A 22,562-nucleotide genomic window follows, 5' to 3' on the forward strand; every position below is an offset into this window, starting at 1 on the left:
CGGGACATGACAGAGCGCCAGAAGGACCGGCCGTGGCTCATGCGGACGTACGCCGGTCATTCCACGGCGGAGGCGTCCAACGAGCTGTACCGGCGCAACCTCGCCAAGGGTCAGACGGGCCTCTCGGTCGCCTTCGACCTGCCCACGCAGACCGGCTACGACCCCGACCACATCCTCGCCCGCGGCGAGGTCGGCCGGGTCGGCGTCCCGGTCTCGCATCTCGGCGACATGCGACGGCTGTTCCAGGACATCCCCCTGGAGCAGATGAACACCTCGATGACGATCAACGCCACGGCCATGTGGCTGCTGGCGCTCTATCAGGTGGTCGCGGAGGAGCAGGGCGCGGACATCACCAAGCTCCAGGGGACGACGCAGAACGACATCGTCAAGGAGTACCTGTCGCGCGGGACGCATGTCTTCCCGCCGGTTCCGTCGCTGCGGCTGACCACCGACATGATCACGTACACGGTGGCGCACATCCCCAAGTGGAACCCCATCAACATCTGTAGCTACCACCTCCAGGAGGCGGGGGCCACGCCGGTCCAGGAGATCGCGTACGCGATGTCCACCGCCATCGCGGTCCTCGATGCCGTACGCGACTCAGGGCAGGTCCCCGAGGAGAAGTTCGGGGACGTCGTGGCCCGCATCTCCTTCTTCGTGAACGCGGGCGTCCGCTTCATCGAGGAGATGTGCAAGATGCGGGCGTTCGGGCGGATCTGGGATCAGGTCACGCGCGAGCGGTACGGCATCGAGGACCCCAAGCAGCGCCGCTTCCGCTACGGCGTGCAGGTCAACTCGCTGGGCCTGACGGAGGCGCAGCCCGAGAACAACGTCCAGCGGATCGTGCTCGAAATGCTGGCCGTCACGCTCTCCAAGGACGCACGCGCGCGTGCCGTGCAGCTCCCCGCCTGGAACGAGGCGCTGGGTCTGCCGCGCCCGTGGGACCAGCAGTGGTCCCTGCGCATCCAGCAGGTCCTCGCACACGAGAGCGACCTCCTGGAGTACGAGGACATCTTCGACGGCTCGCACGTCGTCGAGGCCAAGGTCGCGTCCCTCGTCGAGGAGTCCCTCGCGGAGATGGCCCGTATCGAACAGATGGGCGGCGCGATGGCGGCCGTCGAGTCCGGCTACCTCAAGTCGCAGCTCGTCTCCTCGCACGCCGAGCGCAGGGCGCGCATCGAGTCCGGCGACGAGAAGATCGTCGGGGTGAACTCCTACGAGTCCACCGAGCCGAGCCCGCTCACCGCGGACCTGGACGCGGCGATCATGACGGTCGACCCGGCGGTCGAGGCACGTGTGGTGAACGCCCTCAAGGACTGGCGCGACAACCGCTATCAGCCGCCGTTCAACCACCCCCGCCCGTGCAAGGCCCTGGAGCGGCTCAAGGAAGTCGCCGCCGGGACGGGCAACCTCATGGAGGCCACCCTGGAGTGCGCACGCGCCGGTGTGACGACCGGCGAGTGGGCGGGTGCCCTGCGGGAGGTCTTCGGCGAGTTCCGGGCGCCCACGGGCGTCTCCAGCGCCCCCGTGGCCGTCACCGCGGAGGAGGGCACGCCGCTCGCCCTGGTCCGCGACAAGGTCGCCAAGACGGCCGCCGACCTCGGCACCGGCAAGCTCCGCTTCCTGGTGGGCAAGCCCGGCCTCGACGGGCACTCCAACGGCGCCGAGCAGATCGCGGTGCGCGCGCGGGACGCCGGCTTCGAGGTGGTCTATCAGGGGATCAGGCTCACACCCGAACAGATCGTCGACGCGGCGCTCGCCGAGGACGTGCACGCGGTGGGCCTGTCGATCCTCTCCGGCTCGCACGCCGAGCTGGTGCCGGACGTCCTGGTGCGCCTGCGCGCGGCCGGCGCCCACGACATCCCCGTCATCGCGGGCGGCATCATCCCCAACAGCGACGCCGAGGACCTGCGGGCGGCGGGCGTGGCCGCCGTCTTCACCCCCAAGGACTTCGGCATCACGGAGATCATCGGCCGTATCGTCGACGAGATCCGGAAAGCGAACAAGCTCGACCCTCTGGAGGTCCCCGCATGACCGCGCCCATCAACCGGCTCAGCCCGCGTCGCTCCTGCCTCGCGGTCCCCGGCTCCAACCCCCGCTTCCTGGAGAAGGCCCAGGGTCTGGCCGCCGACCAGGTCTTCCTCGACCTGGAGGACGCCTGCGCGCCGCTCGCCAAGCCGGAGGCCCGGCACACCATCGTGAAGTTCCTCAACGAGGGCGACTGGACAGGCAAGACGCGGGTCGTGCGCGTCAACGACTGGACGACCGAGTGGACGTACCGCGACGTGGTCACCGTCGTCGAGGGCGCCGGCCAGAACCTCGACTGCATCATGCTGCCGAAGGTGCAGACGGCCGACCAGATCATCGCCCTGGACCTGCTGCTCACCCAGATCGAGAAGACCATGGGCTTTGAGGTCGGCAAGATCGGCATCGAGGCGCAGATCGAGAACGCGCGCGGCCTCAACAACGTCAACGCCATCGCCGAGGCCTCCCCGCGCGTGGAGACCATCATCTTCGGCCCGGCCGACTTCATGGCCTCCATCAACATGAAGTCCCTGGTCGTCGGCGAGCAGCCGCCCGGCTACCCGGCCGACGCCTACCACTTCATCCTGATGAAGATCCTGATGGCGGCCCGCGCCAACAACCTCCAGGCGATCGACGGCCCCTACCTCCAGATCAAGAACGTCGACGGCTACCGCGAGGTCGCGAACCGCGCCGCCGCCCTCGGCTTCGACGGCAAGTGGGTCCTGCACCCCGGCCAGGTGGAGGCCGCCAACGAGGTCTTCTCGCCCTCCCAGGAGGACTTCGACCACGCCGAGCTGATCCTGGACGCGTACGAGTACTACACGTCCGAGGCGGGCGGCAAGAAGGGCTCGGCGATGCTCGGCGACGAGATGATCGACGAGGCCAGCCGGAAGATGGCGCTGGTCATCTCCGGGAAGGGCCGTGCGGCCGGGATGACGCGCACGTCCACGTTCGAGGCCCCGGAGGCGTAAGACACATGCAGTTCGGCCGTACCTACGAAGAGTTCGAAGTCGGCGCCGTGTACAAGCACTGGCCCGGAAAGACGGTCACCGAGTACGACGACCACCTCTTCTGCCTGCTCACCATGAACCACCACCCCCTCCACATGGACACCAACTATGCGGAGAAGACGACGGACTTCGGGAAGAACGTCGTCGTGGGCAACTACATCTACTCGCTGCTGCTCGGCATGTCGGTCCCGGACGTCTCCGGCAAGGCGATCGCCAACCTGGAGATCGAGTCGCTCAAGCACGTGGCGCCGACGTTCCACGGCGACACGATCTACGGCGAGACGACCGTGCTCGACAAGACGCCCTCGCGCTCCAAGAGCGACCGCGGGATCGTGTACGTGGAGACCAAGGGTTACAAGCAGGACGGCACCCTGGTCTGCATGTTCCGCCGCAAGGTGATGGTGCCCACCGAGACGTACATCAAGGAGCGCGGCGGCGAGCAGCCCGGCCGCCCGGAGCTCAAGTCCCAGGAGAAGTGACGTCATGACCCGACTTGCCCAGACCGCAGGACTCTCCGACGTCCAGCAGGAGATCCTCTCCACCGTTCGGGACTTCGTGGACAAGGAGATCATCCCTGTCGCCACCGAGCTCGAACACCGTGACGAGTACCCGCAGGCGATCGTCGACGGCCTCAAGGAGTTGGGCCTGTTCGGCCTGATGATCCCGGAGGAGTACGGCGGCCTGGGCGAGTCGCTGCTCACGTACGCGCTGTGCGTCGAGGAGATAGCGCGTGGCTGGATGTCGGTCTCCGGCATCATCAACACCCACTTCATCGTCGCCTACATGCTCAAGCAGCACGGCACACAGGAGCAGAAGGAGACGTTCCTGCCGCGGATGGCGGCCGGCGAGGTGCGCGGCGCGTTCTCGATGTCGGAGCCGGGGCTCGGCTCCGATGTGTCGGCGATCACGTCCAAGGGCGTCAAGGACGGTGACGCGTACGTCCTGAACGGCCAGAAGATGTGGCTGACGAACGGCGGGACGTCCACTTTGGTGGCCGTTCTGTGCCGGAGTGACGAAGGACACCCTGAGGGCACCGCCCCCCACAAGTCGATGACGACGTTCCTCGTAGAGAAGGAGCCGGGCTTCGGCGAGGTCCGCCCCGGCCTGACCATCCCGGGCAAGATCGACAAGATGGGCTACAAGGGGGTCGATACCACCGAGCTCATCATGGACGACCTGCGAATTCCGGCCAATCGCGTGCTGGGCGGGGTCACCGGCCGAGGGTTCTACCAAATGATGGACGGGGTCGAAGTGGGCCGTGTGAACGTCGCGGCGCGTGGCTGCGGCGTCGCGCAACGTGCTTTCGAGCTCGGCGTCTCATATGCCCAGCAACGTCACACTTTCGGCAAGCCGATCGCCCAGCACCAGGCGATCCAGTTCAAGTTGGCCGAGATGGCTACCAAGGTCGAGGCCGCCCATGCGATGATGGTCAACGCAGCACGCAAAAAGGACTCCGGGGAGCGAAACGACCTCGAAGCAGGGATGGCGAAGTACCTCGCCTCCGAGTACTGCAAGGAAGTCGTCGAGGACGCGTTCAGGATTCACGGCGGTTACGGCTTCTCGAAGGAGTACGAGATCGAGCGCCTCTACAGGGAGGCCCCGATGCTGCTGATCGGTGAAGGTACCGCCGAGATCCAGAAAATGATCATTGGTCGTCGACTGCTCGAAGAGTATCGGTTCCAAGGCTAAATGCCCCATTTGGGGTGTTTTCTTCGCGAAGAAGATCACACCCTGTCAACACTCTTCGGCCGCCGACTCGGCTTCCTGGCTTGCCCAGTTGTGGCCCGCAACCGATAGCATCCGGAGAAAGCCGCCGTCCCCCGTATCACCGCGCGGCATCATCCGCTACGAAGGTCATCCATGCCCCACAGCCAAACCTCTGCACCACGCGACGGCATTCTCAAGGGACGCCTTGCTCGCGGAGCATCGCCGTGGCTCCTGCCGACCGTCGCCACCGCGGCACTCAGCCTCGCCCGCGCGCGCCGTTCCAAGGGTGCCGCGGCCGTCGCCGTCCCCGCCACCGCTCTGGCGGCAGGGATGCTGTGGTTCTTCCGCGACCCCGAGCGCGAGATCGCTCAGGGCCGGGTCATCTCCCCCGCCGACGGCGTGGTGCAGAGCATCATGCCGTGGAAGGACGGACGGACCCGCGTCGCCATCTTCATGAGCCCGCTGAACGTCCACGTCAACCGCGCGCCCCTCGCGGGCACGGTGACGTCCGTGGAGCACATCCCCGGCGGGTTCGTCCCGGCGTTCAACAAGGAGAGCGAGAACAACGAACGCGTTGTCTGGCACTTCGACACCGAGCTCGGCGACATCGAGATGATCCAGATCGCGGGCGCGGTCGCACGGCGCATCGTGCCGTACGTGCCGCAGGGCACGAAGGTGGAGCAGGGTGAGCGGATCGGCCTGATCCGCTTCGGTTCGCGTGTCGACATCTACCTCCCCGAGGGTGTCGAGGTGGACGTCGAGGTCGGTCAGAAGACCGTGGCTGGGGTGACTCGCATTGACCGTGGTTGATCCTGAGACACAGGCGGGCTGGGTGCCCGAGGCCTTGGAGGACGAGGCCGACGAGGAGATGCCTCTCTCGTTGCGCCTCTCAATAGCGGACACCCTCACCCTCGGTAACGCCACGTGCGGGTTCATGGCGGTGTACTTCACCACCACGGGCATCCTCACGCCGTATCTCCAGGGCAGCACCGAGAGCGGCATGGCGCGGCACTCCGCCGCGACCGCCGTGATCCTGATGCTCTGCGCGGCCGTCTTCGACCTCTTCGACGGGCTCGTGGCACGCAAGCTGCGGTCCTCGCCGATGGGCGCCGAGCTGGACAACCTCTCGGACCTGATCAGCTTCGGTCTCGCACCGGCGTACTTCGTCCTCGTCTACGGCATGGTCGCGGACGACGCGCATCAGCGAGTGGCGGCGCTGGGCGCGATCGTGGTGCTGCTGGCGGTGGTGCTGCGGCTCGCGCGGTTCAGTTGCGTGACCGTGAAGGACGGCACCTTCCAGGGCATGCCCTCGCCCTTCGGGGCGCTCACGGTCGTCTCGATCGTGCTGCTGGAGCTGCCCTTCGTGGCGACCCTCCTCGCGATCATCGGCACGGCCTGGCTCATGGTCAGCCGCGTCGAGTACCCCAAGCCGCGCGGCCCCCTCGCGGTGGCCATGCTCGCGTGGATCGTGGCGGCCATGGGGCTCCTGGCGGCCTGGGCGTTCGACGCGCCGGGCGGCCAGCTGCTCCTCCAGACCGGCTGCGCGCTCCAGGCGGTCCTCGGCGCGGTGATCCCCCTGTTCGCCACCGCCCGACGGGTGAACAACTTCCGGGACAACCGGCGCGAGGCCCGCGCCGCGCAGCTGCCGTAGCTCCCTCCATACCCGGCTCAACCTCTGTACCCGGCGAAAGGGGCCCGAACCATTCGGTTCGGGCCCCTTTCGTATGCCGTCAGCTGCCGGCCGTGTAGCCGCGCGCCGCCTGGGTCGTGCCCGGCTCCCGGACCACCTTCATGCCGCCCGTCGCGCCCATGTCCGGCTGGAGGATGACGCTCTCCTTGGAGGAGGGCGCCTTGGGGTCGGTGAAGTCCTGGCGGACGCCGAAGCCGGAGTCGAAGGCGTCGAGGGTCAGCAGGGCCTTGCCGACGCCGTCCCGCGTGAGGTCCTTGTCCTGGCACGCCTTCTTCAGGGCCTCTCCGAAGACGGAGGCCGCCGTCCAGCCCGCCACGACGCCGTTGTCCAGCGCGTCCTTCGGGTGGGCCTTCTTGTAGTCGGCGACGAGCTTCTTCGCCGCCGCCGTGTCCGCGCCGATCGGCAGCGTCGGCGAGGCCACGTAGTAGTTCTTCGCCAGGGCGGGGCCCGCCTGGGTGGCGAGGAGCTGCGGGGCGAACGCCGAGTTGTTGCCGATGACCGGGACGTCGAAGCGGCCGGCCGCGGCGACGCCCACCAGGGAGGCCGCCTGGCGGGGCCGGCGCTGATCACGACGCCCTTGACCCCGGCCTTCTTCAGGGCGGAGACCTGCGCGGTCATGTCGTTGTCCGTCGGCTTGATCTTCTGCTCGACGACCGTGAGGCCCGCCTTCGCGGCCATGTGCTTCGAGCCCTTCAGGGCGCTCTCGCCGTAGTCGCCCTCGAAGTAGACGTGACCGAGCTTGTCGCCCTTCTTGAGGCCCTTCTCCTTCATCAGGAAGTCGATCGCGTTGATCGTCTCCAGGTCGTACGTCGAACCGATGACCCGCACATACGGGCTGCCCAGCAGGTTCGCCGACCAGGCCTGCGGCAGGACCAGGGCCTTGTCGCCGTCGACGCGCCGCTTGACGGCGGCCACGAAGGGCGAGCCGATGAACTGGGCGAACCCGAGGACCTCCGGCTCCAGCTCGGTGTAGGCGGCGACGGCCTTCTGCGGGTCGTAGCCGTGGTCGCGGACGGTGAGCTTCAGCCGGTGGCCGCAGATGCCGCCGTCGGCGTTGGTCTGGTCGACGTAGAGCTGCTGCGCCTGGGTGACGCTCTTGCCGAGGGTGGCGTAGACGCCGGTCATGTCGGTGAGCACGCCGAGGTTGATGGTCTTGCCGGAGACGCCCTGGCCGGTCTTCACGCCTCCCGCGTTCTTCTCGCCGTCCGTGTCGCCGTCGGTCGCCTTGGAACTGCACGCGGTGAGCGCGAGCAGCGCGGCGAGCGCGGTGGCGGCCGCCGTGGCCCTGGTCAGTGCGTTCATGCTGTCTCCCCTGAAGTGCCTGAAGTTTCTGGAGTGCCTGGAGTGGGTTTGCGGCGCCGGGCGGTGATCCTCACGAGGCCTCCGGGCAGGAAGAGCACCACCGCCACGACGGCGGCGCCGTACAGGTACCGGGCCGCCTCGCCCGGTGAGATCCCGCCCGTGCCCGGCGCCGAGACGAGCGGCAGCGCGTCGCTGTACCGGGTCAGCAGCTGCGGCAGGAGGGAGACGAGGGCCGCGCCGGCGACCGCCCCGGAGACCGAGCCGAGGCCGCCGATGACGATCATGGCGAGGTACTCCAGGGAGAGCGTCATGCCGAAGTAGTCCGGCACCGTGCGCTGGAAGACGAGGGCGAGGAGCACCCCGGCGAGGCCCGCGTACATCGACGACAGGACGAAGACCCCGGCGCGGTAGCGGGCCACCGGCACCCCGATGACGCCGGCGGCGACGCGGTGGTCGCGGATCGCGTTCATGGCGCGCCCCGGCCGCCCGCGCAGCACGCCCCGGGCGAAGAGCCCGCAGGCCAGGAGCAGCACGAGACCGGCGTACCAGAGCTTCTCGGCGGAGCCGAACGGCACGGCCGCGACGACGGTCTCGCGCTCGTCGAAGGTGAGGCCGAAGAGGCTCAGGGGCGGCACGTCGCGCCCGTTGGAGCCGCCGGTCAGGTCGTGGGCGTTGAACAGCACGTGCTGCCCGATGAAGATCAGGGCGAGCGTGGCGATGCCGAGGTAGGCGCCGCGCAGCCGTCCCGCGATGGGGCTGAAGACGCCGCCCGCGAGTCCGGCGAGGGCCACCGCGAGCGCGGCGGCGAGCCAGGTGGGCAGGCCGAGCCCGGTCAGGCCGTCGCCGCCGTCGCCGGCGAGGGCGCAGTAGCCGTACGCCCCGATGGCGAGGAAGAAGGCGTGGCCCATGGAGAGCTGGCCGGTGGCGCCGGTGAGGAGGTTGATGCCGATGGCGCCGATCGCGGCGGCCATCGCGAAGAGGCCCGCCTGGAGCCAGAAGCGGTCCAGGTAGAAGGGCAGGGCGAGCAGCACCAGGGCCGCGGCCGTCCAGGCGCAGGTGCGGCGGATGTCAGACACGGGCGAGCTCCTTCGTGCCGAAGAGCCCGGCGGGCCGGATCAGCAGGATCACGGTCATGACGAGGTAGGGCGCGAGGTCGCCGAGGCCGCGTCCGAGGAACGTCAGTTCGCTCTGGTAGCCGGTGGCGAGGGACTCGGTGACGCCGACGACGAGGCCGCCGACCAGGGCGCCCGTGGTGGAGTCGAGGCCGCCGAGGATCGCGGCGGGGAACGCCTTCAGGGCGGCCAGCGAGGTGGCGCGCTCCAGGCCCGGCGTCGGGAAGACGGTCAGGAACAGCGCGGCGACGGCGGCGAGCGCCCCGGCCACCGCCCAGGCGCCGAGGGAGACCCGGCCGAGCCGTACGCCCATCAGCGCGGCGGTCTCCGCGCTCTCGGCGGCGGCGCGCATGGCCACGCCCCAGGAGGTGTAGCGGAAGGCCAGCAGGAAGACGGTGATGAGCAGGGCGGCCGCGACGAACGCGGCGATGCGGGTGTGGGCGAGGGAGATCGGGCCGAGGGTCAGCACGTCGTCGCCCCAGGGGTCGCCGAGCGGCAGGACGTCGGTGCCCAGGCGCCGGGTCAGCTCGGTGGTGAGCAGGATGTCGACGCCGATGGTGACGATGGCGAGCACGCTGTGGTCGGCGCCCCGGTAGCGGCGCATGACGAGGAATTCCACGGCTGCCCCGACGACGGCCGCGCCCGCGATGCCGACGAGCAGCGCCGGCCAGAAGCCGAGGTCGTCGTGGAGGGAGGCGGTGAGGTAGCCGCCCGCGAGGAGCAGCGAGGCGTGGGCGAAGTTGACCACCTCGGTGGCGCGGAAGATGACGACGAAGCCGAGCGCGATGAGCGCGTAGACGGAGCCCATGGAGAACCCGTTGAGGAGAAGCTCGGTGAAGGTGGTCATGAGCGGGTGTCCCCCTCCCCCAGGTAGGCGCGGATGACCGCCGGGTCGTTCTGTACGTCGGCGGGGGCGCCGTCGGCGATGCGGCGCCCGAAGTCGAGTACGGTCACCACGTCGGCGAGCCGCATCACCACCCCCATGTCGTGTTCGACCAGGACGATCGAGATGCCGAGGCTGTCGCGGACGCCCGCGATGACGGCGGCCGTGCGGCGCCGCTCGTCGCCGGTCATGCCGGCGACGGGTTCGTCGAGGAGCAGCAGGCGTGGCTCCATGCACAGGGCGCGGGCCAGTTCGGCGAGTTTTTGCTGGCCGTAGGGCAAGGAGCCCGCGGGCTGGTCGAGTTGGCGTTCCAGGCCGACGAACGCGGCGATCTCGCGGACGCGTTCGCGGTGCAGGCGCTCCTCGCGGGCCGCCGAGGGGAGCCGGAGCCCGGCGGCGAGGAAGCCGGTGCGGGTCAGGCGGTGGCGGCCGAGCAGCAGGCTGTCGGCGACCGTGGCGCGCGGCGGCAGCGCCAGGTTCTGGAAGATGCGGGCGACGCCGAGTCCGGCGATGTCGTGCGGGCGCAGGGCGGTCAGCTCGTGCTCTCCGAAGCGGACGCTGCCGCCGGTGGCGCGGTAGACGCCGGACAGGACGTTGAAGCAGGTGGACTTGCCCGCGCCGTTGGGTCCGATGACGGCGTGCACGGTGCCGGGGCGGACGGTGAAGCTGACGGCGTCCAGGGCGGTGAGCCCGGCGAAGCGGACGGTCAACTCGCGCACTTCCAGGGGTGGTACGGATCCCGGGGTCACCGTCCGGCCTCCCAGCGCGGCAACGTCGGCAGCGCGCCGAGGCCTTGGCCGGCGTCGGCCGCCGCGTCCTGGTCGACCACGCCGAGGTAGCGGCGGCGTACCTCGTCGGAGGCGGCGAGTTCGTCGGCGGGGCCGGACAGGGCGACCTCGCCGACGTCGAGGACGTACGCACAGGAGGCGAGCTTCAGCGCGAGCGCGGCGTTCTGCTCGACGAGCAGCACGGAGGTGCCCTGGGCGTTGATCTCCCGGATGGTGTCGGCGATGCGGGCGGCCATCAGCGGCGCGAGGCCGAGGGAGGGTTCGTCGAGGAGCAGCAAGCGCGGCGCGGCCATGAGCGCCCTGCCCACGGCGAGCATCTGCTGCTCACCGCCGGAGAGCAGTCCGGCGCGCTGGGCGCCGCGCTCGGCGAGGACCGGGAACAGCTCGTGGACGCGGCGCAGGGCGTCCGCCTTGGCGGCGCGCGACCCGGTCGAGCCGAGCGCCCCGGCGCGCAGGTTGTCGGTGACGGTCATGCGGGCGAACACCCGCCTGCCTTCCGGCACTTGTGAGATCCCGGCGGCGACCACCCGGTCCGGGGCGAGGCCGTCCAGGCGGGTGCCGCCGAAGTGGATGTCGCCCGAGGTGAGCGCCCCACCCTGGAAGGAGAGGGTCCGCGAGACGGCGCGCAGCAGTGTCGACTTGCCCGCGCCGTTGCCGCCGAGCACGGCGACGACGGTGCCGTCCGGCACGTCGAGCGAGACCCGGCGCAGGGCGCGCACGGGGCCGTAGCCGACCGACACCTCCCGTACGACGAGTCCGGAGCCGCCGGAATATCGCATTCCGGTACCTCGTGTGTCGGAACCACCCACGTACCAGCCCTCCAGATCCCGCGCGGCCCGTCCGCCGTCGCGTGGCGCTCACCCCAGCACCGCGGGGGCGGCCCGTCCACGGGCAGCGGGCGAAACGCTGCGGGGGACCAGCGGTGGCGGCGCGCCGTTGTGCACGCGCACAAGACCGCGTGTCAGGGGCCTGCCGGAGAGGGACGGCCCGTGGCATCCTCCGCACCAAGACGCACCAACGACGTCCTGGAGCGCGGCGAGGGGGGATCCATGACCGGGCCCACGAACGGCCGCCGGCCTCGCACCGGCCACGACTGGCGACTCCTCAAGGAAGCGTGCACGGCGCTGCTGCCCCGGCTGCCCGAACTGGTCGATGAGCATCTTCGCCAGCTCTCCGAGCACTCCCCGGTGTTCGGGCACGTCCTGCCGTACGACGTGCACTGGCGCGAGGCCGAGGAGGCCATGCGGATCGGCATCGAGACGATCTCGGCACCCCGGGCCTCACCGCGCCGCGACCTGGAGCACGCGGAGGAGTCGGGCCGTCGCCGCGCCCAACAGGGCCTGCCGCTGGACCTGTTGGTTCACTCGTACCGCAACGCGGGCTATCTGGTGTGGGATTCGCTGCTGGAGGGCGTGGCGGGCAAGGACCCGGAGAAACTGGCGGTCCTGATGCGTTCGGCGACGATGGTGTGGTCGGCGGTGGACGCGCAGGCGGCGGTCGCGTCCGACGCGTACCGGGCCACCGAGCTGGAGCTGCGGCGGCGCACCGACGAGCAGTTGCAGGCGCTGCTCGACGCACTCCTGGAGGGGCGGCAGGCGCCGGGCCTCGCGGCGCGCGCGGCGGCCGGGCTCGACCTGCCCGAGCACGGCCCGTACGCGGTGGTGGTGCTGCGTGCGGAGCGGCGTGACGGGCGGGAGGCGTTCCACCGGCAGATCCAGCGGCCGGGGTTCCGCTTCGTCTGGCGGATGCGGACGGACTGCGAGGTGGGTGTGGTGGCGCTCGGCGCGGACGAGGGGCTCGACGGCCTCGCCCGGCTGCTCGACGGGCGGTGTCCGGGTCCCGGCGGCATCAGCCCCGTGGTGGACGGCCTCGCGGACCTCGGCCACGCGCGGCGCCTCGCGGAACTGGCGCTGCGCACGTGTCCGCCGGACGCGACCGGCATCGTACGCCTGGACCAGCGGATGCCGACCGCCCTGGTGGTGAGCCAGCCGGAGCTTGCGGGGCGGCTGGTCACGGACGTGCTCGGCGAGGTCCTCGCGCTCGAACCGGCGGACCGCGCGGTCCTGCTGGAGACCCTCGACGCGTGGCTGGCGTGCGAGGGCTCGGCGGGACGGGCGGCCGGCCGCCTCTACTGCCACCGCAACACGGTCTTCAACCGCCTGCGCCGCCTGGAGCAGCTGACGTCACGGTCCTTGGCGAGACCGAGGGACCTGGTGGAGGTGGCCCTGGCGGTGGAGGCCCACAGGCTGTCACCGAGCTAGGCAGGGGCGCCCCGTAAGGGGCGCGGGGAGCTGCGCGAGCAACCACCACGCACCCGCACCCCGCACACACACCCCAGCAAGGCAGACGCCCCCGGAACAACCCCGCCCAGGCCCTACGCCAAGTAGTCCCGCCCCAGCCTCGCCGCCAGCTCCTCCAGAATCGGCCCGGCCTCAGCGATGCACCGCGCCACATCAGGCTCAACATCGGTCAGCGCGTACGCCCGCCGGATCCCCGCCCTGCCAAGAGCCTCCGCCGGCAGCGCCAGGCGCCCGCAGACCGCCACGACCTCGACGCCCGCGGCACGGGCCGCCGCGGCCACCCCGGCGGGCGCCTTGCCGTGCAGGGTCTGCTCGTCGAGCGAGCCCTCACCGGTGATCACGAGGGTGGCCCGCTCCAGCGCGGGCGCGAAGCCGAGCACGTCGAGCATGACCTCGATACCGGGCCGGAAGCCCGCACCGAGGCCGACGAGCGCGCCGTACCCGATGCCGCCCGCGGCGCCCGCGCCCGGCGACTGCGCGTACTCCGCGGCCTTGGGGCCGATGGACTTCTCCAGGACGGTGGCGAAGTGGGCGAGCGCGGCGTCGAGCGCCGCCACGTCCTCGGGGGTCGCGCCCTTCTGCGGCCCGTACACGGCGGGCGCGCCCTTCGGCCCGGTCAGCGGATTGTCGACGTCGCTGGCGAGCACGATCTCGACGTCCTTCAGGCGCGGGTCGAGGCCCGACAGGTCGGCGGTGGCCAGCTCCTTCAGCGGACCGCCGCCCGGCGCGACGGGCTCGCCGTCCGCGTCGAGGAAGCGGGCGCCGAGCGCGGCCAGCATGCCCGCGCCGCCGTCGGTCGTGGCGCTGCCGCCGACGCCGAAGACGATGGTGCGGGCCCCCGCGTCGAGCGCGGCGCGGATCAGCTCGCCGGAGCCGTACGTCGTGGAGGTGAGCGGCGCGAAGACGCCCTCGGGGAGCAGCTGGAGGCCCGAGGCCTCGGCCATCTCCACCACGGCGGTGCCGTCCTTGAGTGCGTACGCCGCCGTCACCTGGTCGCCGAGCGGTCCGGTGACGGTGACGTCCCGGCGCTCGAAGCCGCCCGCGACGGCCGCGGCGACCGTGCCGTCACCGCCATCGGCGACCGGCAGCGCCTCGACCGGCACCTCGGGGGCGACGGCGCGCAGCCCGGCCGTCACCCGCTCAGCGACCTGCACGGCCGTGAGCGAACCCTTGAACTTGTCCGCGGCGATGAGCACGTGCTGCGCCTGCTCACGCCGCACCTGCTGCTCGCGTCCCGCCGTCCTTGCAGCGTCCGCCACCTTGCGTTCCCCTTGCTTCCGGCCTTGCTCACGGCAAGGCAGTCGCGCCGCTGCGACCATAACCGCAGGAGGGGCCCCCTGCCCATGGCCGCCTGCGGAACGGCAGAACACATCGCACCGCAAAACCGACCTTTATCAGCACATTCCAGGTCACCGATCCCCGGAAATGATCGATCAGTACCGGTCGGCCGACCGGTCCGGCGCTACCCTTCCCCGATGACCATTCAGGACTACGCCACGTACATAGCGGGCCTCCCGCGCGTCCTGGCCGGAGCCGCCGCGCTCTTGCGGGACGCGGAGGGCCGGGTCCTGCTCGTCGAGCCCAACTACCGCGAGGGCTGGGCGCTGCCCGGCGGGACCATCGAGTCCGACACCGGGGAGACACCGCGCCAGGGGGCGCGCAGGGAGACGCTGGAGGAGATCGGGCTCGACGTGCCGCTCGGGCGGCTGCTCGCGGTGGACTGGGTGCCGCCGGGCCCGCTGCGCCCGCGTCCGCCACTGGTGGCATACCTGTACGACGGCGGGGTGCTGGACGCGGAGCAGCTGAAGTCGATCAGGCTCCAGGAGGAGGAGCTGCTCTCCTGGCGGCTGGTGGCCCCCGAGGACGTCGCGGAGCTGCTGCCGGACGGGACGGGCCGCCGGGTCGCGGCGGCGCTCGACGCGCTGGCGCGCGGTGACGGCCCGGCGGAGCTGGAGGACGGGCACCGGGCCGGCTGACGCTCGGCGCCCGGCCGCCGGGAGGCCGCGGCCTCAGAAGAGCGCGTCCTCGCCGCCGCTCACGCCCACGCCCCCGCCCTCGAAGGCCAGCAGCCGCTGCTTGCGGTCGAGCCCGCCGCCGTATCCGGTGAGGTTGCCGTTGGCGCCGACGACGCGGTGGCAGGGGACGATGACGCTGATCGGGTTCTTGCCGTTGGCGAGGCCGACCGCGCGGGAGGCGCCGGGCTTGCCGAGGTTCTCGGCGAGTTCGCCGTACGTACGGATCTCGCCGTAGGGGATGCGCAGGAGCTCGTCCCAGACCATGCGCTGGAACGGCGTGCCATCCAGCCGCAGCGGCAGGTCGAATTCCTTCAACTCCTTCGCGAAATAGGCTTCGAGCTGGCTGATCGCCTCGCCGAAGGGCGCCGGGTCACGCTCGCCGAACGTCTCCTGCGATGGCCGGTGGCGCTGTTCGCTCATGTACAGACCGCTGAGGACGCCGTCGGTGGCGACGAGGGTGAGCGGCCCGTAGGGGCTGTCGAGGACGGTGTGCAGTCGTTCCATGCTGAAGTCCCTTTACGTTCACGCGGGGATGTGGTTGATCGGGTGGTCGTCGGTGGCCCACAAGTACTGCACCGCGTACGCCCGCCAGGGCCGCCAGGCGGCGGCACGAGCGGTGAGCGCGGCGGGGGTGTGCGGCAGGCCCAGCTCCCGTGCGGTGCGCCGGATGCCGAGGTCGGAGGGGAGGAAGGCGTCGGGGTCGCCGAGCGCGCGCATCGCGATGACCTCGACCGTCCACGGCCCGAAGCCGGGGAGTTCGGTGAGCCGGGCGCGGGCCTCGTCCCAGCCGCTCTCCGCGCCGAGCCGGAGGCTGCCGTCGGCGAGGTGGCGTACGAGCGTGGTCAGGGTGGCGCGGCGGCTGCGGGGCAGGGCGAGGGCCTCGGGGTCGAGCGCGGCGAGGGCCTCCGGGCTCGGGAAGAGGTGGGTGAGGCCGCCCTCGGGGGCCTCCGGGTCCTCGATGGGGGTGCCGTGCGCGGTGACGAGGCGCGCGGCGTGGGTGCGGGCGGCGGCCGTGGACACCTGCTGGCCGAGGACGGCGCGCACGGCGAACTCGGCCTCGTCGACGGTACGTGGCACCCGCCGCCCCGGCGCCTTGTCGACGAGCGGCGCGAGCAGCGGGTCGTCGCGCAACTGGCCGTCCACGGCGGCCGGGTCGGCGTCCAGGTCGAGCATGCGGCGGCAGCGGCTGATGGCGATGGTCAGGTCCCGCAGGTCGGCGAGGCTCAGCCGGCAGCCGATGTGGTCGGGGTGCGGGGTGAGGGCGACGACGCCGTGCCCGTAGGGCAGGCTCAGGGTCCTGCGGTACGCGCCGTCGCGCCACTCCTCGACGCCCGGGACGCCGGTCGCGATGAGGTGCCCGAAGAGGTTGTCGGGGTTGAGCGGGGCGCGGAACGGCAGCCGCAGGGAGAGGGCCCCGGAGGTCGCGGTGGCCGCCCCCGCGGCCTGCTTGGGCGCGCGGGCGCGCAGCTCTCCGGGGGCGAGCGCGAAGACCTCGCGCACCGTGTCGTTGAAGGCGCGGATCGAGGAGAACCCGGCGGCGAAGGCGATCTCCGCCATGGGCAGGGCGGTCGTCTCGATGAGCAGCCGCGCGGTCTGGGCCCGCTGGGCGCGGGCGAGCGCCAGGGGTCCCGCGCCCAGCTCGGCGAGGAGCTGCCGCTCCACCTGGCGGGCGCTGTAGCCGAGCCGGGTAGCGAGGCCGGGGACGCCCTCGCGGTCGACGACGCCGTCGCCGATGAGGCGCATGGCGCGGGCGACGAGGTCGGCCCGCTGGTTCCACTCCGGCGAACCGGGCGTGCTGTCCGGGCGGCACCGCTTGCAGGCCCGGAAGCCGGCCTGCTGGCAGGCGGCGGCGCTCGGGTAGAAGGTCATGTTCTCGGCCTTGGGCGGCACGACAGGGCAGCTGGGACGGCAGTAGATGCGGGTGGTGACGACGGCAGTGAAGAACCAGCCGTCGAAGCGGGCGTCCTTCGACTGAACGGCGCGTACACAGCGCTCGGTGTCGGTGTGCATGCGCTCAAGCATCGCGGATCTCCCCGGGCAGTACTGGCGAGAATCCGACATCGACCTCGCGCGGCCAGGGCCGCCCCGCTAACAACCCTGGGCGGCCGACGCCGCGGCGAACGCGTCGTACGCGGCCTGGTCGAAGAGCACGAACCGCACCTCGTCGAAGAGCGCGGGATCGGCGGCCTCCCGCACGGTCCGCACGGCGACGCGGGCCGCGTCGTCGAGCGGCCAGTGGTAGACCCCCGTGGAGATCGCCGGGAAGGCGACGGTGCGCGCGCCCACCTCGGCCGCGACCCGCAGCGCCTCGCGGTGGCAGGAGGCCAGCAGCTCGGAGCGGTCCTCGGTGGCGGACCACACGGGGCCCACGGTGTGGATCACATGCGCGGCGTGGAGCCGGCCGGCGGTGGTGGCGACGGCCTGGCCCGTGGGCAGGCCCTTGCCGTAGTGAGAGGCGCGCAGGCGCCGGCAGTCGGCGAGGATCTCGGGCCCGCCGCGCCGGTGGATGGCGCCGTCGACCCCGCCACCGCCCAGCAGGGAGGAGTTCGCGGCGTTGACGACGGCGTCGGCGTGCTGCGCCGTGATGTCGCCGAGGACGAGGCTGATGGGTACGGTCACGCGCTAGCTCCTCGTCCATCAGCCCTCAACCGCTTCCACACGGCCTTGGCGGCGTTGTGGCCGGACATGCCGTGGACTCCGGGGCCGGGGGGCGTCGCGGACGAGCAGATGAAGACCGCCGGGTGCTTCGTCGCGTACGGGAACAGGGAGAGCTTGGGGCGCAGCAGCAGTTGCAGTCCGCTGACGGCGCCGCAGGCGATGTCGCCGCCCACGTAGTTGGCGTTGCGCGCGGCGAGTTCGGGCGGGCCGGAGGTGGCGCGGGCGAGGACGCGGTCGCGGAAACCGGGCGCGAACCGCTCCAGCTGCCGCTCGATGGCGTCGGTCAGGTCACCGTCCCAGCCGTTCGGCACGTGGCCGTACGCCCAGAAGACGTGCTTGCCCGCGGGGGCCCGGCTGGGGTCGACGACGCTGGGCTGCACGGTGATCAGAAACGGCGCGTCGGGCGCGCGCCCCTCGCGCGAGGCGGCGTGCAGCGCGGCGCCGATCTCGGCTCGGTCCGCGGCGACCTGCACCGTCCCGGCGGACCGCGCCTCCTCGGCGGTCCAGGGGACGGGGCCGTCGAGGGCGTAGTCGACCTTGAAGACCCCGGCGCCGTACCGATACCCGGCATAGGTGCTGCCGAGGCCGGCGATGCGGGCGAGCGCGGTCGGTGAGGTGTCGAAGACGTAGGCGCGCGCGGGCGGCAGATCGTCGAGCCGCTTGACCTCGTAGTCCGTGTGGACGGAGCCGCCGAGGTCCCGCAGATACGCGGTGAGCGCGTCGGAGATGGACTGGGAGCCGCCCCGGGCGACCGGCCAGCCGCGGGCGTGCGCGGCCAGCGCGAAGACCAGGCCGACGCCGCTGGTGACGATGCCGTCGAGCGGCGCGATGACGTGGGCGACGAGACCCGCGAGCAGGGTGCGGGCCCGGTCGTCGCGGAAGCGGCGCATCAGCCACGTCGACGGGGGCAGGCCCGCGAGACCGAAGCGGGCAAGGGTGACGGGGTCACGCGGCAGCGCGCTCATCGGCAGGGACATGAAGTCCCGCAGCAGGACGTCCCACTTCGGGAGGAAGGGCTCCACCAGGCGTCGGTACGTCCCGGCGTCGCGCGGCCCGAAGGAGGCGGCGGTCTCGGCGACCGAGCGGGCCAGCACGGCGGCGCTGCCGTCCGGGAAGGGGTGCGCCATGGGCAGCCGGGCGTGCAGCCACTCCAAGCCGTACCGCTCCAGGGGCATGGCGCGGAACGCCGGGGAGTTGACGCCCAGCGGGTGGGCGGCCGAGCAGGGGTCGTGGCGAAAGCCGGGGAGGGTCAGCTCTTCGGTGCGCGCGCCGCCCCCCACGGTGCTCCTGGCCTCGAAGACGGCCACGGAGAAGCCGCGGCGGGCCAGCTCGACGGCGGCGGTCAGGCCGTTCGGCCCCGCTCCCACGACGACGGCATCAAGCATCGACGGCACCTTCGGACTCCTTCGTCAGCCGATGGCCACTGCCGCCCAGGATAGGCGGCGGCACTGACACCGCCGCCGCCGCGGTGGACCTTCGCGGGCCGCCGGCTCAGACCTCGCTGGTGAGGAGGTCCACCACGCGCCGGGCCGTGGCCGCGTCGCGCGCCGCGGTGAACGGCAGGGCGTTCCCCCCGGCGGTACGGAACCGCTCGCCCGTCAGCGTCAGGGAGGCGCCGCCCGCCTCGGCGACGAGCAGCAGTCCCGCCGCGTGGTCCCAGGCCAGCTCCCACGAGAACGCGACGGCGTCCAACTCGCCCTTCGCCACGGCGAGATACTCCAGGCCCGCCGACCCGCAGGGCCTTGGCCGTACGCCGTCCACGCGCAGGCCGAGCAGCGCCCGCTTCTGGTCCTCGGTGGTGAAGTCGGGGTGGGAGGTGGCCACTTCGAGGTCGCGTCCCGGCTCGGGCGACCCGGCGGTCAGCCGCTCACCGTTCAGCCGGGCGCCCTTACCACGCACGGCCACGGCGAACTGGTCCAGGGCGGGTGCGTACGTCCAGGAGGCCCGCACCTCGCCGCCGACCGCGAGGGCGACGAGCATGCAGAAGCCGGGGTCGCCGTGGACGAACTGCCTCGTCCCGTCGACGGGGTCGACGATCCATACGGGCGCGTCGCCGCGTATCGCCTCGTACGTGGTGGGGTCGGCGTGCACCGCCTCCTCGCCGACGACGACGGAGCCCGGCAGAAGGGCGGGCAGGTCGGCGGTCAGCCGCTCCTCGGCGCGGCGGTCGGCGACGGTCACCACGTCGTGGGGGCCGCTCTTCTCCACGACGTCGCCTGCGGCGAGCTGCCGGAAGCGGGGGGTCACCTCGGCGGCCGCGGCCTTCCGCAGGGCTTCTTCCACGTCACGTACGCCGTACGTCAAGAACTCATCGATCATCCCCCCATGAGAGCACGCCGCAAGGACCTCGTGTACGCCCCTGAATGACCGCCGGCTGAACGGGGCACGCCCCGGCGGTATCCCACCCCCGCGCCCACCCGCGTACCCGGCGGTATCCCCCACCCCGCCGCTCCGCGCCGGATGTCTGCCACCCACCCGCCCGATACTCGGCGTCGAGACGATGAGGTAGGGCGGGCGGGGGTGCCCGATACCCGGCGGAGCGACGCCGACGCAGGGGCGGGCGGGGGCGCCCGTACCCCGGCGTCACGGCGATGAGGAGGAGCGAGGGGAGGTGTACGGCGGCCGCCCACAACCCCCCGCGCGGGCCCGAGGGGCAGGCATGGCGATCGGCACCGCCCACAGCCGCCCGCGGACGCAACGGACAGGCGTACGGCACCGCCCGCAACCCTCCACGCGAACCCGAGGGGCAGGCATGGCGATCGGCACCGCCCACAGCCGCCCGCGGACGCAAAGGAGCACGGCCGACGACGGTCCGCAGTCGCCCACTCGCCCTCTCGCCCTTCCGCCCTTCCGTCCTCTCGCCCTCTCGCCCTCTCGCCCTCTCGCCCTCTCGCCCGAGGGGAAGCATGAGGCGACGACAGCCCGAGGTCGCGAGCGTGCCCGAGGGGACGTGGGGGTATGTGCGCGCGGAGCACAGTGGTGGTCACCAGGGTGGCGAAGCAGCCAGGCGCCCGCGCCAAGATAGCGAGCACGGACGTACCCCCGCGGCCCCGCCCCACCCACGAACCCAAGGCGACCACCCACCGCACCACAGCCAGGCACCGAGCCGACCACTCACCGCCCCACCCTCACCGCCCCACCGCATACCCCTGCATCCCCCGAGGATTGGCCGCCCCCGACAACACCCCGCTCCCCGGATCCCGCGCCACCGCGCACAACCGCCCCTCCGACCACGCACCTCCCACCAGCACGTCATGCCCCCGACGCCGCAGCTCAGCCACCACCTCCGGGTCCATGCGCGACTCCACGGTCACGCTCCCGGCCCGCATCCCCCGCGGATGGAAAGACCCCGGAAAACCGTCCGTGTGCCAGTTGGGCGCGTCGATCGCGCCCTGTAGGTCAAGGCCGCCCCGGACGGCGCCCCGCAGAGCCACCCCCAAGAAGAAGTGCACCTGCCACTGATCCTGCTGATCACCCCCCGGCGTACCGAAGGCCATGACAGGAACCCCGTCCCGCAGCGCCAAGGACGGCGTCAACGTGGTCCGCGGCCGCCTCCCCGGCGTGAGCGAGTTCGGCAGGCCCTCCTCCAGCCACGCCATCTGAAGCCGCGTACCCAGGGGAAACCCGAGTTCCGGCACGACGGGGTTGGACTGGAGCCACCCCCCGCTGGGCGTCGCGGAGAGCATGTTCCCCCAGCGGTCGACGACGTCCAGGTGGCAGGTGTCCCCCCGCGTCCCCCCGTCCCCGGCCACGGTCGGTTCCCCGCCCCCGGCCGCCGCACCGCCGACCGCGTCGAGGCCACCCCCGCCCCCCGCAGCCACCGCGACCGCATGCGCGGCCAGCCGCGGCTCGCGCCCACCGGGCGACCCGGGCCGCAGCTCGTACGAGGCCTCTTCCCCGATCAGCTTCCGCCGCCCCGCGTTGTACTCCTCGGAGAGCAGCTCACGTATCGGCACGCGACCGGCGGAGCCCCCCGCATCCCCGTACCAGGCCTCCCGATCCGCCATGGCCAGCTTGCAGCCCTCGACCAGGAGATGGACGTACTCGGCGGACCCGTACTCGGGCAGCTCCGCGGCATCGCGCGGCAAGAGCGCGAGTTGCTGGAGGAAGACGGGCCCCTGGCTCCAGCCGCCGGCCTTGCACAGGGTCCAGCCGTTCCAGTCGTACGTGACAGGGTCCTCGTAGAAAGCGGACCACCCCCGCAGGTCCTCCGCCGAGAGCCTCCCGACGTGCCGCTCGCCGCTCGTGTCCATGGTGGGCCGCCCGGCCTGCCGTACGAGCGCCTCGGCGATGAAGCCGGTACGCCACACTTCACGCGCGGCCTCGATCTGCGCCACCCGCAGCCGCTCCCCCGCCTCACCTCCACCGAGGCCCACACCACCCGCGACCGCACCCGCGCCCACCTCCGCGCCCACCTCCGCCTCCGCCTCCGCCTCCGCCAGCAACCGCCGCCACGTCGCCGCAAGCACCGGATTCCGCAACAACTCACCCGTACGCGGCGATTCACCCCCACCCGGCCCCCCGCGGAGATAGATCTCGGCGGAGGACGGCCACTCCTCCTCGAAGAGCCGCCGTACCGTCTCCACGGTCTCACCGACACGCTCGACGGGGGCATGCCCGTCCTCCGCGTACCCGATGGCGTACTTGAGGACGTCCGCGAGGGATTTCGTGCCGTGGTCCCGCAGCAGCAGCATCCACGCGTCGAAGGCGCCGGGCACGGCGGCGGCGAGCGGCCCGGTGCCGGGCACCAACTCAAGCCCCAGGAAACGGTAATGGTCCACGGTGGCGCCCGCGGCGCGGGCCCCTGACCGCAGAGCACGCGCACGTCGCCGCCGACGGGCGCGAGGATGATCGGGACCTCACCGGCGGGCCCGTTGAGGTGGGGCTCGACCACGTGCAGGACGAACCCGGCGGCGACCGCCGCGTCGAAGGCGTTGCCTCCGTCCTCCAGTACGGCCATCGCGGACTGCGAGGCGAGCCAGTGGGTGGACGACACCATGCCGAAAGTGCCTTGCAGCGTGGGACGCGTCGTGAACATACGGCCTCTCACCTCGTCGTTTCCGCGTCGCCCC

18 protein-coding genes and 2 pseudogenes are annotated in these 22,562 nt (G+C 71.9%); 8 read left to right on the plus strand and 12 right to left on the minus strand.

The features are described 5' to 3' along the window. Positions 1 to 6: 6 nt before the first annotated feature. The 6 genes from ACOBQB_RS05270 (at position 7) to pssA (ending at position 6,393) form a co-directional block, all read left to right on the plus strand. On the plus strand, positions 7 to 2,034 hold the full coding sequence (locus ACOBQB_RS05270) for a protein meaA (RefSeq protein WP_423589156.1): 2,028 nt from the start codon (positions 7 to 9) through the stop codon (positions 2,032 to 2,034). Beyond that, entirely contained in the window at positions 2,031 to 2,996 is a 966-nt protein-coding gene (locus ACOBQB_RS05275; RefSeq protein ID WP_423589157.1) for an HpcH/HpaI aldolase/citrate lyase family protein, read from the plus strand. Before ACOBQB_RS05270 ends, ACOBQB_RS05275 begins: the two co-directional genes overlap by 4 nt. A gap of 5 nt (positions 2,997 to 3,001) precedes the next feature. Continuing rightward, positions 3,002 to 3,514 (plus strand): MaoC family dehydratase, encoded by a 513-nt coding sequence (locus ACOBQB_RS05280; protein WP_423589159.1) that lies wholly within the window; start codon positions 3,002 to 3,004, stop codon positions 3,512 to 3,514. A 4-nt stretch (positions 3,515 to 3,518) separates the two neighbouring features. Further along, positions 3,519 to 4,724, plus strand: a complete 1,206-nt coding sequence (locus ACOBQB_RS05285) for an acyl-CoA dehydrogenase family protein (RefSeq protein WP_423589161.1) — start codon at positions 3,519 to 3,521, stop codon at positions 4,722 to 4,724. A 171-nt stretch (positions 4,725 to 4,895) separates the two neighbouring features. Continuing rightward, positions 4,896 to 5,552 (plus strand): phosphatidylserine decarboxylase, encoded by a 657-nt coding sequence (locus ACOBQB_RS05290; RefSeq protein WP_423589163.1) that lies wholly within the window; start codon positions 4,896 to 4,898, stop codon positions 5,550 to 5,552. Continuing rightward, positions 5,539 to 6,393 carry a CDP-diacylglycerol--serine O-phosphatidyltransferase gene (gene pssA, locus ACOBQB_RS05295; protein WP_423589165.1) on the plus strand — a complete coding sequence of 285 codons (855 nt, stop codon included), beginning with the start codon at positions 5,539 to 5,541 and terminating at the stop codon, positions 6,391 to 6,393. The genes ACOBQB_RS05290 and pssA overlap by 14 nt, the downstream gene beginning before the upstream one ends. A gap of 79 nt (positions 6,394 to 6,472) precedes the next feature. Here pssA and ACOBQB_RS05300 read toward each other — a convergent pair. From ACOBQB_RS05300 to ACOBQB_RS05320, 5 genes and pseudogenes are all read right to left on the minus strand, one after another. Continuing rightward, positions 6,473 to 7,734: pseudogene (locus ACOBQB_RS05300) on the minus strand (ABC transporter substrate-binding protein). Further along, entirely contained in the window at positions 7,731 to 8,810 is a 1,080-nt protein-coding gene (locus ACOBQB_RS05305; RefSeq protein WP_423589167.1) for a branched-chain amino acid ABC transporter permease, read from the minus strand. The pseudogene ACOBQB_RS05300 and the gene ACOBQB_RS05305 overlap by 4 nt, the downstream one beginning before the upstream one ends. Next, a complete protein-coding gene (locus ACOBQB_RS05310; RefSeq protein WP_423589169.1) occupies positions 8,803 to 9,693 on the minus strand; it encodes a branched-chain amino acid ABC transporter permease in 891 nt (296 codons plus the stop codon). Before ACOBQB_RS05310 ends, ACOBQB_RS05305 begins: the two co-directional genes overlap by 8 nt. After that, the gene (locus ACOBQB_RS05315; RefSeq protein ID WP_423590411.1) at positions 9,690 to 10,493 is read right to left on the minus strand and encodes an ABC transporter ATP-binding protein; all 804 of its coding nucleotides are present in this window, start codon (positions 10,491 to 10,493) and stop codon (positions 9,690 to 9,692) included. The genes ACOBQB_RS05310 and ACOBQB_RS05315 overlap by 4 nt, the downstream gene beginning before the upstream one ends. After that, positions 10,475 to 11,296, minus strand: coding sequence for an ABC transporter ATP-binding protein (locus ACOBQB_RS05320; protein ID WP_423589171.1), 822 nt, complete (start codon positions 11,294 to 11,296; stop codon positions 10,475 to 10,477). Before ACOBQB_RS05320 ends, ACOBQB_RS05315 begins: the two co-directional genes overlap by 19 nt. Before the next feature lie 270 nt (positions 11,297 to 11,566). Between ACOBQB_RS05320 and ACOBQB_RS05325 the strand changes: the two genes are divergently transcribed. Further along, the gene (locus tag ACOBQB_RS05325) at positions 11,567 to 12,778 is read left to right on the plus strand and encodes a PucR family transcriptional regulator (protein ID WP_423590413.1); all 1,212 of its coding nucleotides are present in this window, start codon (positions 11,567 to 11,569) and stop codon (positions 12,776 to 12,778) included. A 113-nt stretch (positions 12,779 to 12,891) separates the two neighbouring features. On the opposite strand, the gene ACOBQB_RS05330 is transcribed toward ACOBQB_RS05325, so the two are convergent. Further along, entirely contained in the window at positions 12,892 to 14,013 is a 1,122-nt protein-coding gene (locus tag ACOBQB_RS05330; protein WP_423590415.1) for a glycerate kinase, read from the minus strand. Between the two features lie 279 nt (positions 14,014 to 14,292). Between ACOBQB_RS05330 and ACOBQB_RS05335 the strand changes: the two genes are divergently transcribed. After that, the gene (locus ACOBQB_RS05335) at positions 14,293 to 14,793 is read left to right on the plus strand and encodes an NUDIX domain-containing protein (RefSeq protein WP_423589173.1); all 501 of its coding nucleotides are present in this window, start codon (positions 14,293 to 14,295) and stop codon (positions 14,791 to 14,793) included. Positions 14,794 to 14,826: 33 nt separating this feature from the next. Here the strand turns inward: ACOBQB_RS05335 and ACOBQB_RS05340 are convergent, their stop codons facing one another. The 6 genes and pseudogenes from ACOBQB_RS05340 to ACOBQB_RS05365 form a co-directional block, all read right to left on the minus strand. Further along, positions 14,827 to 15,336 (minus strand): methylated-DNA--[protein]-cysteine S-methyltransferase, encoded by a 510-nt coding sequence (locus ACOBQB_RS05340; protein ID WP_423589175.1) that lies wholly within the window; start codon positions 15,334 to 15,336, stop codon positions 14,827 to 14,829. 18 nt (positions 15,337 to 15,354) lie between these two features. Continuing rightward, positions 15,355 to 16,842, minus strand: coding sequence for an AlkA N-terminal domain-containing protein (locus ACOBQB_RS05345; protein ID WP_423590417.1), 1,488 nt, complete (start codon positions 16,840 to 16,842; stop codon positions 15,355 to 15,357). Between the two features lie 78 nt (positions 16,843 to 16,920). After that, complete coding sequence (locus tag ACOBQB_RS05350; protein WP_423589178.1) at positions 16,921 to 17,451, minus strand: O-acetyl-ADP-ribose deacetylase; 531 nt, start codon at positions 17,449 to 17,451, stop codon at positions 16,921 to 16,923. Beyond that, entirely contained in the window at positions 17,448 to 18,875 is a 1,428-nt protein-coding gene (locus ACOBQB_RS05355; RefSeq protein ID WP_423589180.1) for a phytoene desaturase family protein, read from the minus strand. The genes ACOBQB_RS05350 and ACOBQB_RS05355 overlap by 4 nt, the downstream gene beginning before the upstream one ends. Before the next feature lie 106 nt (positions 18,876 to 18,981). Further along, entirely contained in the window at positions 18,982 to 19,809 is an 828-nt protein-coding gene (locus ACOBQB_RS05360; RefSeq protein ID WP_423589182.1) for an inositol monophosphatase family protein, read from the minus strand. A gap of 809 nt (positions 19,810 to 20,618) precedes the next feature. Continuing rightward, positions 20,619 to 22,528: pseudogene (locus ACOBQB_RS05365) on the minus strand (gamma-glutamyltransferase family protein). Between the last annotated feature and the right edge of the window lie 34 nt (positions 22,529 to 22,562).

The organism is Streptomyces sp. G5(2025) (genome assembly GCF_049542075.1).
In the GTDB taxonomy this organism is placed as follows: domain Bacteria; phylum Actinomycetota; class Actinomycetes; order Streptomycetales; family Streptomycetaceae; genus Streptomyces.

Bases quoted from the DNA above. Each gene is read 5' to 3' on its own strand.
- ACOBQB_RS05270 (WP_423589156.1), top strand. From the start codon at position 7: ATGACAGAGCGCCAGAAGGACCGGCCGTGGCTCATGCGGACGTACGCC.
- ACOBQB_RS05275 (WP_423589157.1), top strand. From the start codon at position 2,031: ATGACCGCGCCCATCAACCGGCTCAGCCCGCGTCGCTCCTGCCTCGCG.
- ACOBQB_RS05280 (WP_423589159.1), top strand. From the start codon at position 3,002: ATGCAGTTCGGCCGTACCTACGAAGAGTTCGAAGTCGGCGCCGTGTAC.
- ACOBQB_RS05285 (WP_423589161.1), top strand. From the start codon at position 3,519: ATGACCCGACTTGCCCAGACCGCAGGACTCTCCGACGTCCAGCAGGAG.
- ACOBQB_RS05290 (WP_423589163.1), top strand. From the start codon at position 4,896: ATGCCCCACAGCCAAACCTCTGCACCACGCGACGGCATTCTCAAGGGA.
- ACOBQB_RS05310 (WP_423589169.1), bottom strand. From the start codon at position 9,693: ATGACCACCTTCACCGAGCTTCTCCTCAACGGGTTCTCCATGGGCTCC.
- ACOBQB_RS05320 (WP_423589171.1), bottom strand. From the start codon at position 11,296: ATGCGATATTCCGGCGGCTCCGGACTCGTCGTACGGGAGGTGTCGGTC.
- ACOBQB_RS05325 (WP_423590413.1), top strand. From the start codon at position 11,567: ATGACCGGGCCCACGAACGGCCGCCGGCCTCGCACCGGCCACGACTGG.
- ACOBQB_RS05335 (WP_423589173.1), top strand. From the start codon at position 14,293: ATGACCATTCAGGACTACGCCACGTACATAGCGGGCCTCCCGCGCGTC.
- ACOBQB_RS05340 (WP_423589175.1), bottom strand. From the start codon at position 15,336: ATGGAACGACTGCACACCGTCCTCGACAGCCCCTACGGGCCGCTCACC.
- ACOBQB_RS05345 (WP_423590417.1), bottom strand. From the start codon at position 16,842: ATGCACACCGACACCGAGCGCTGTGTACGCGCCGTTCAGTCGAAGGAC.
- ACOBQB_RS05355 (WP_423589180.1), bottom strand. From the start codon at position 18,875: ATGCTTGATGCCGTCGTCGTGGGAGCGGGGCCGAACGGCCTGACCGCC.
- ACOBQB_RS05360 (WP_423589182.1), bottom strand. From the start codon at position 19,809: ATGATCGATGAGTTCTTGACGTACGGCGTACGTGACGTGGAAGAAGCC.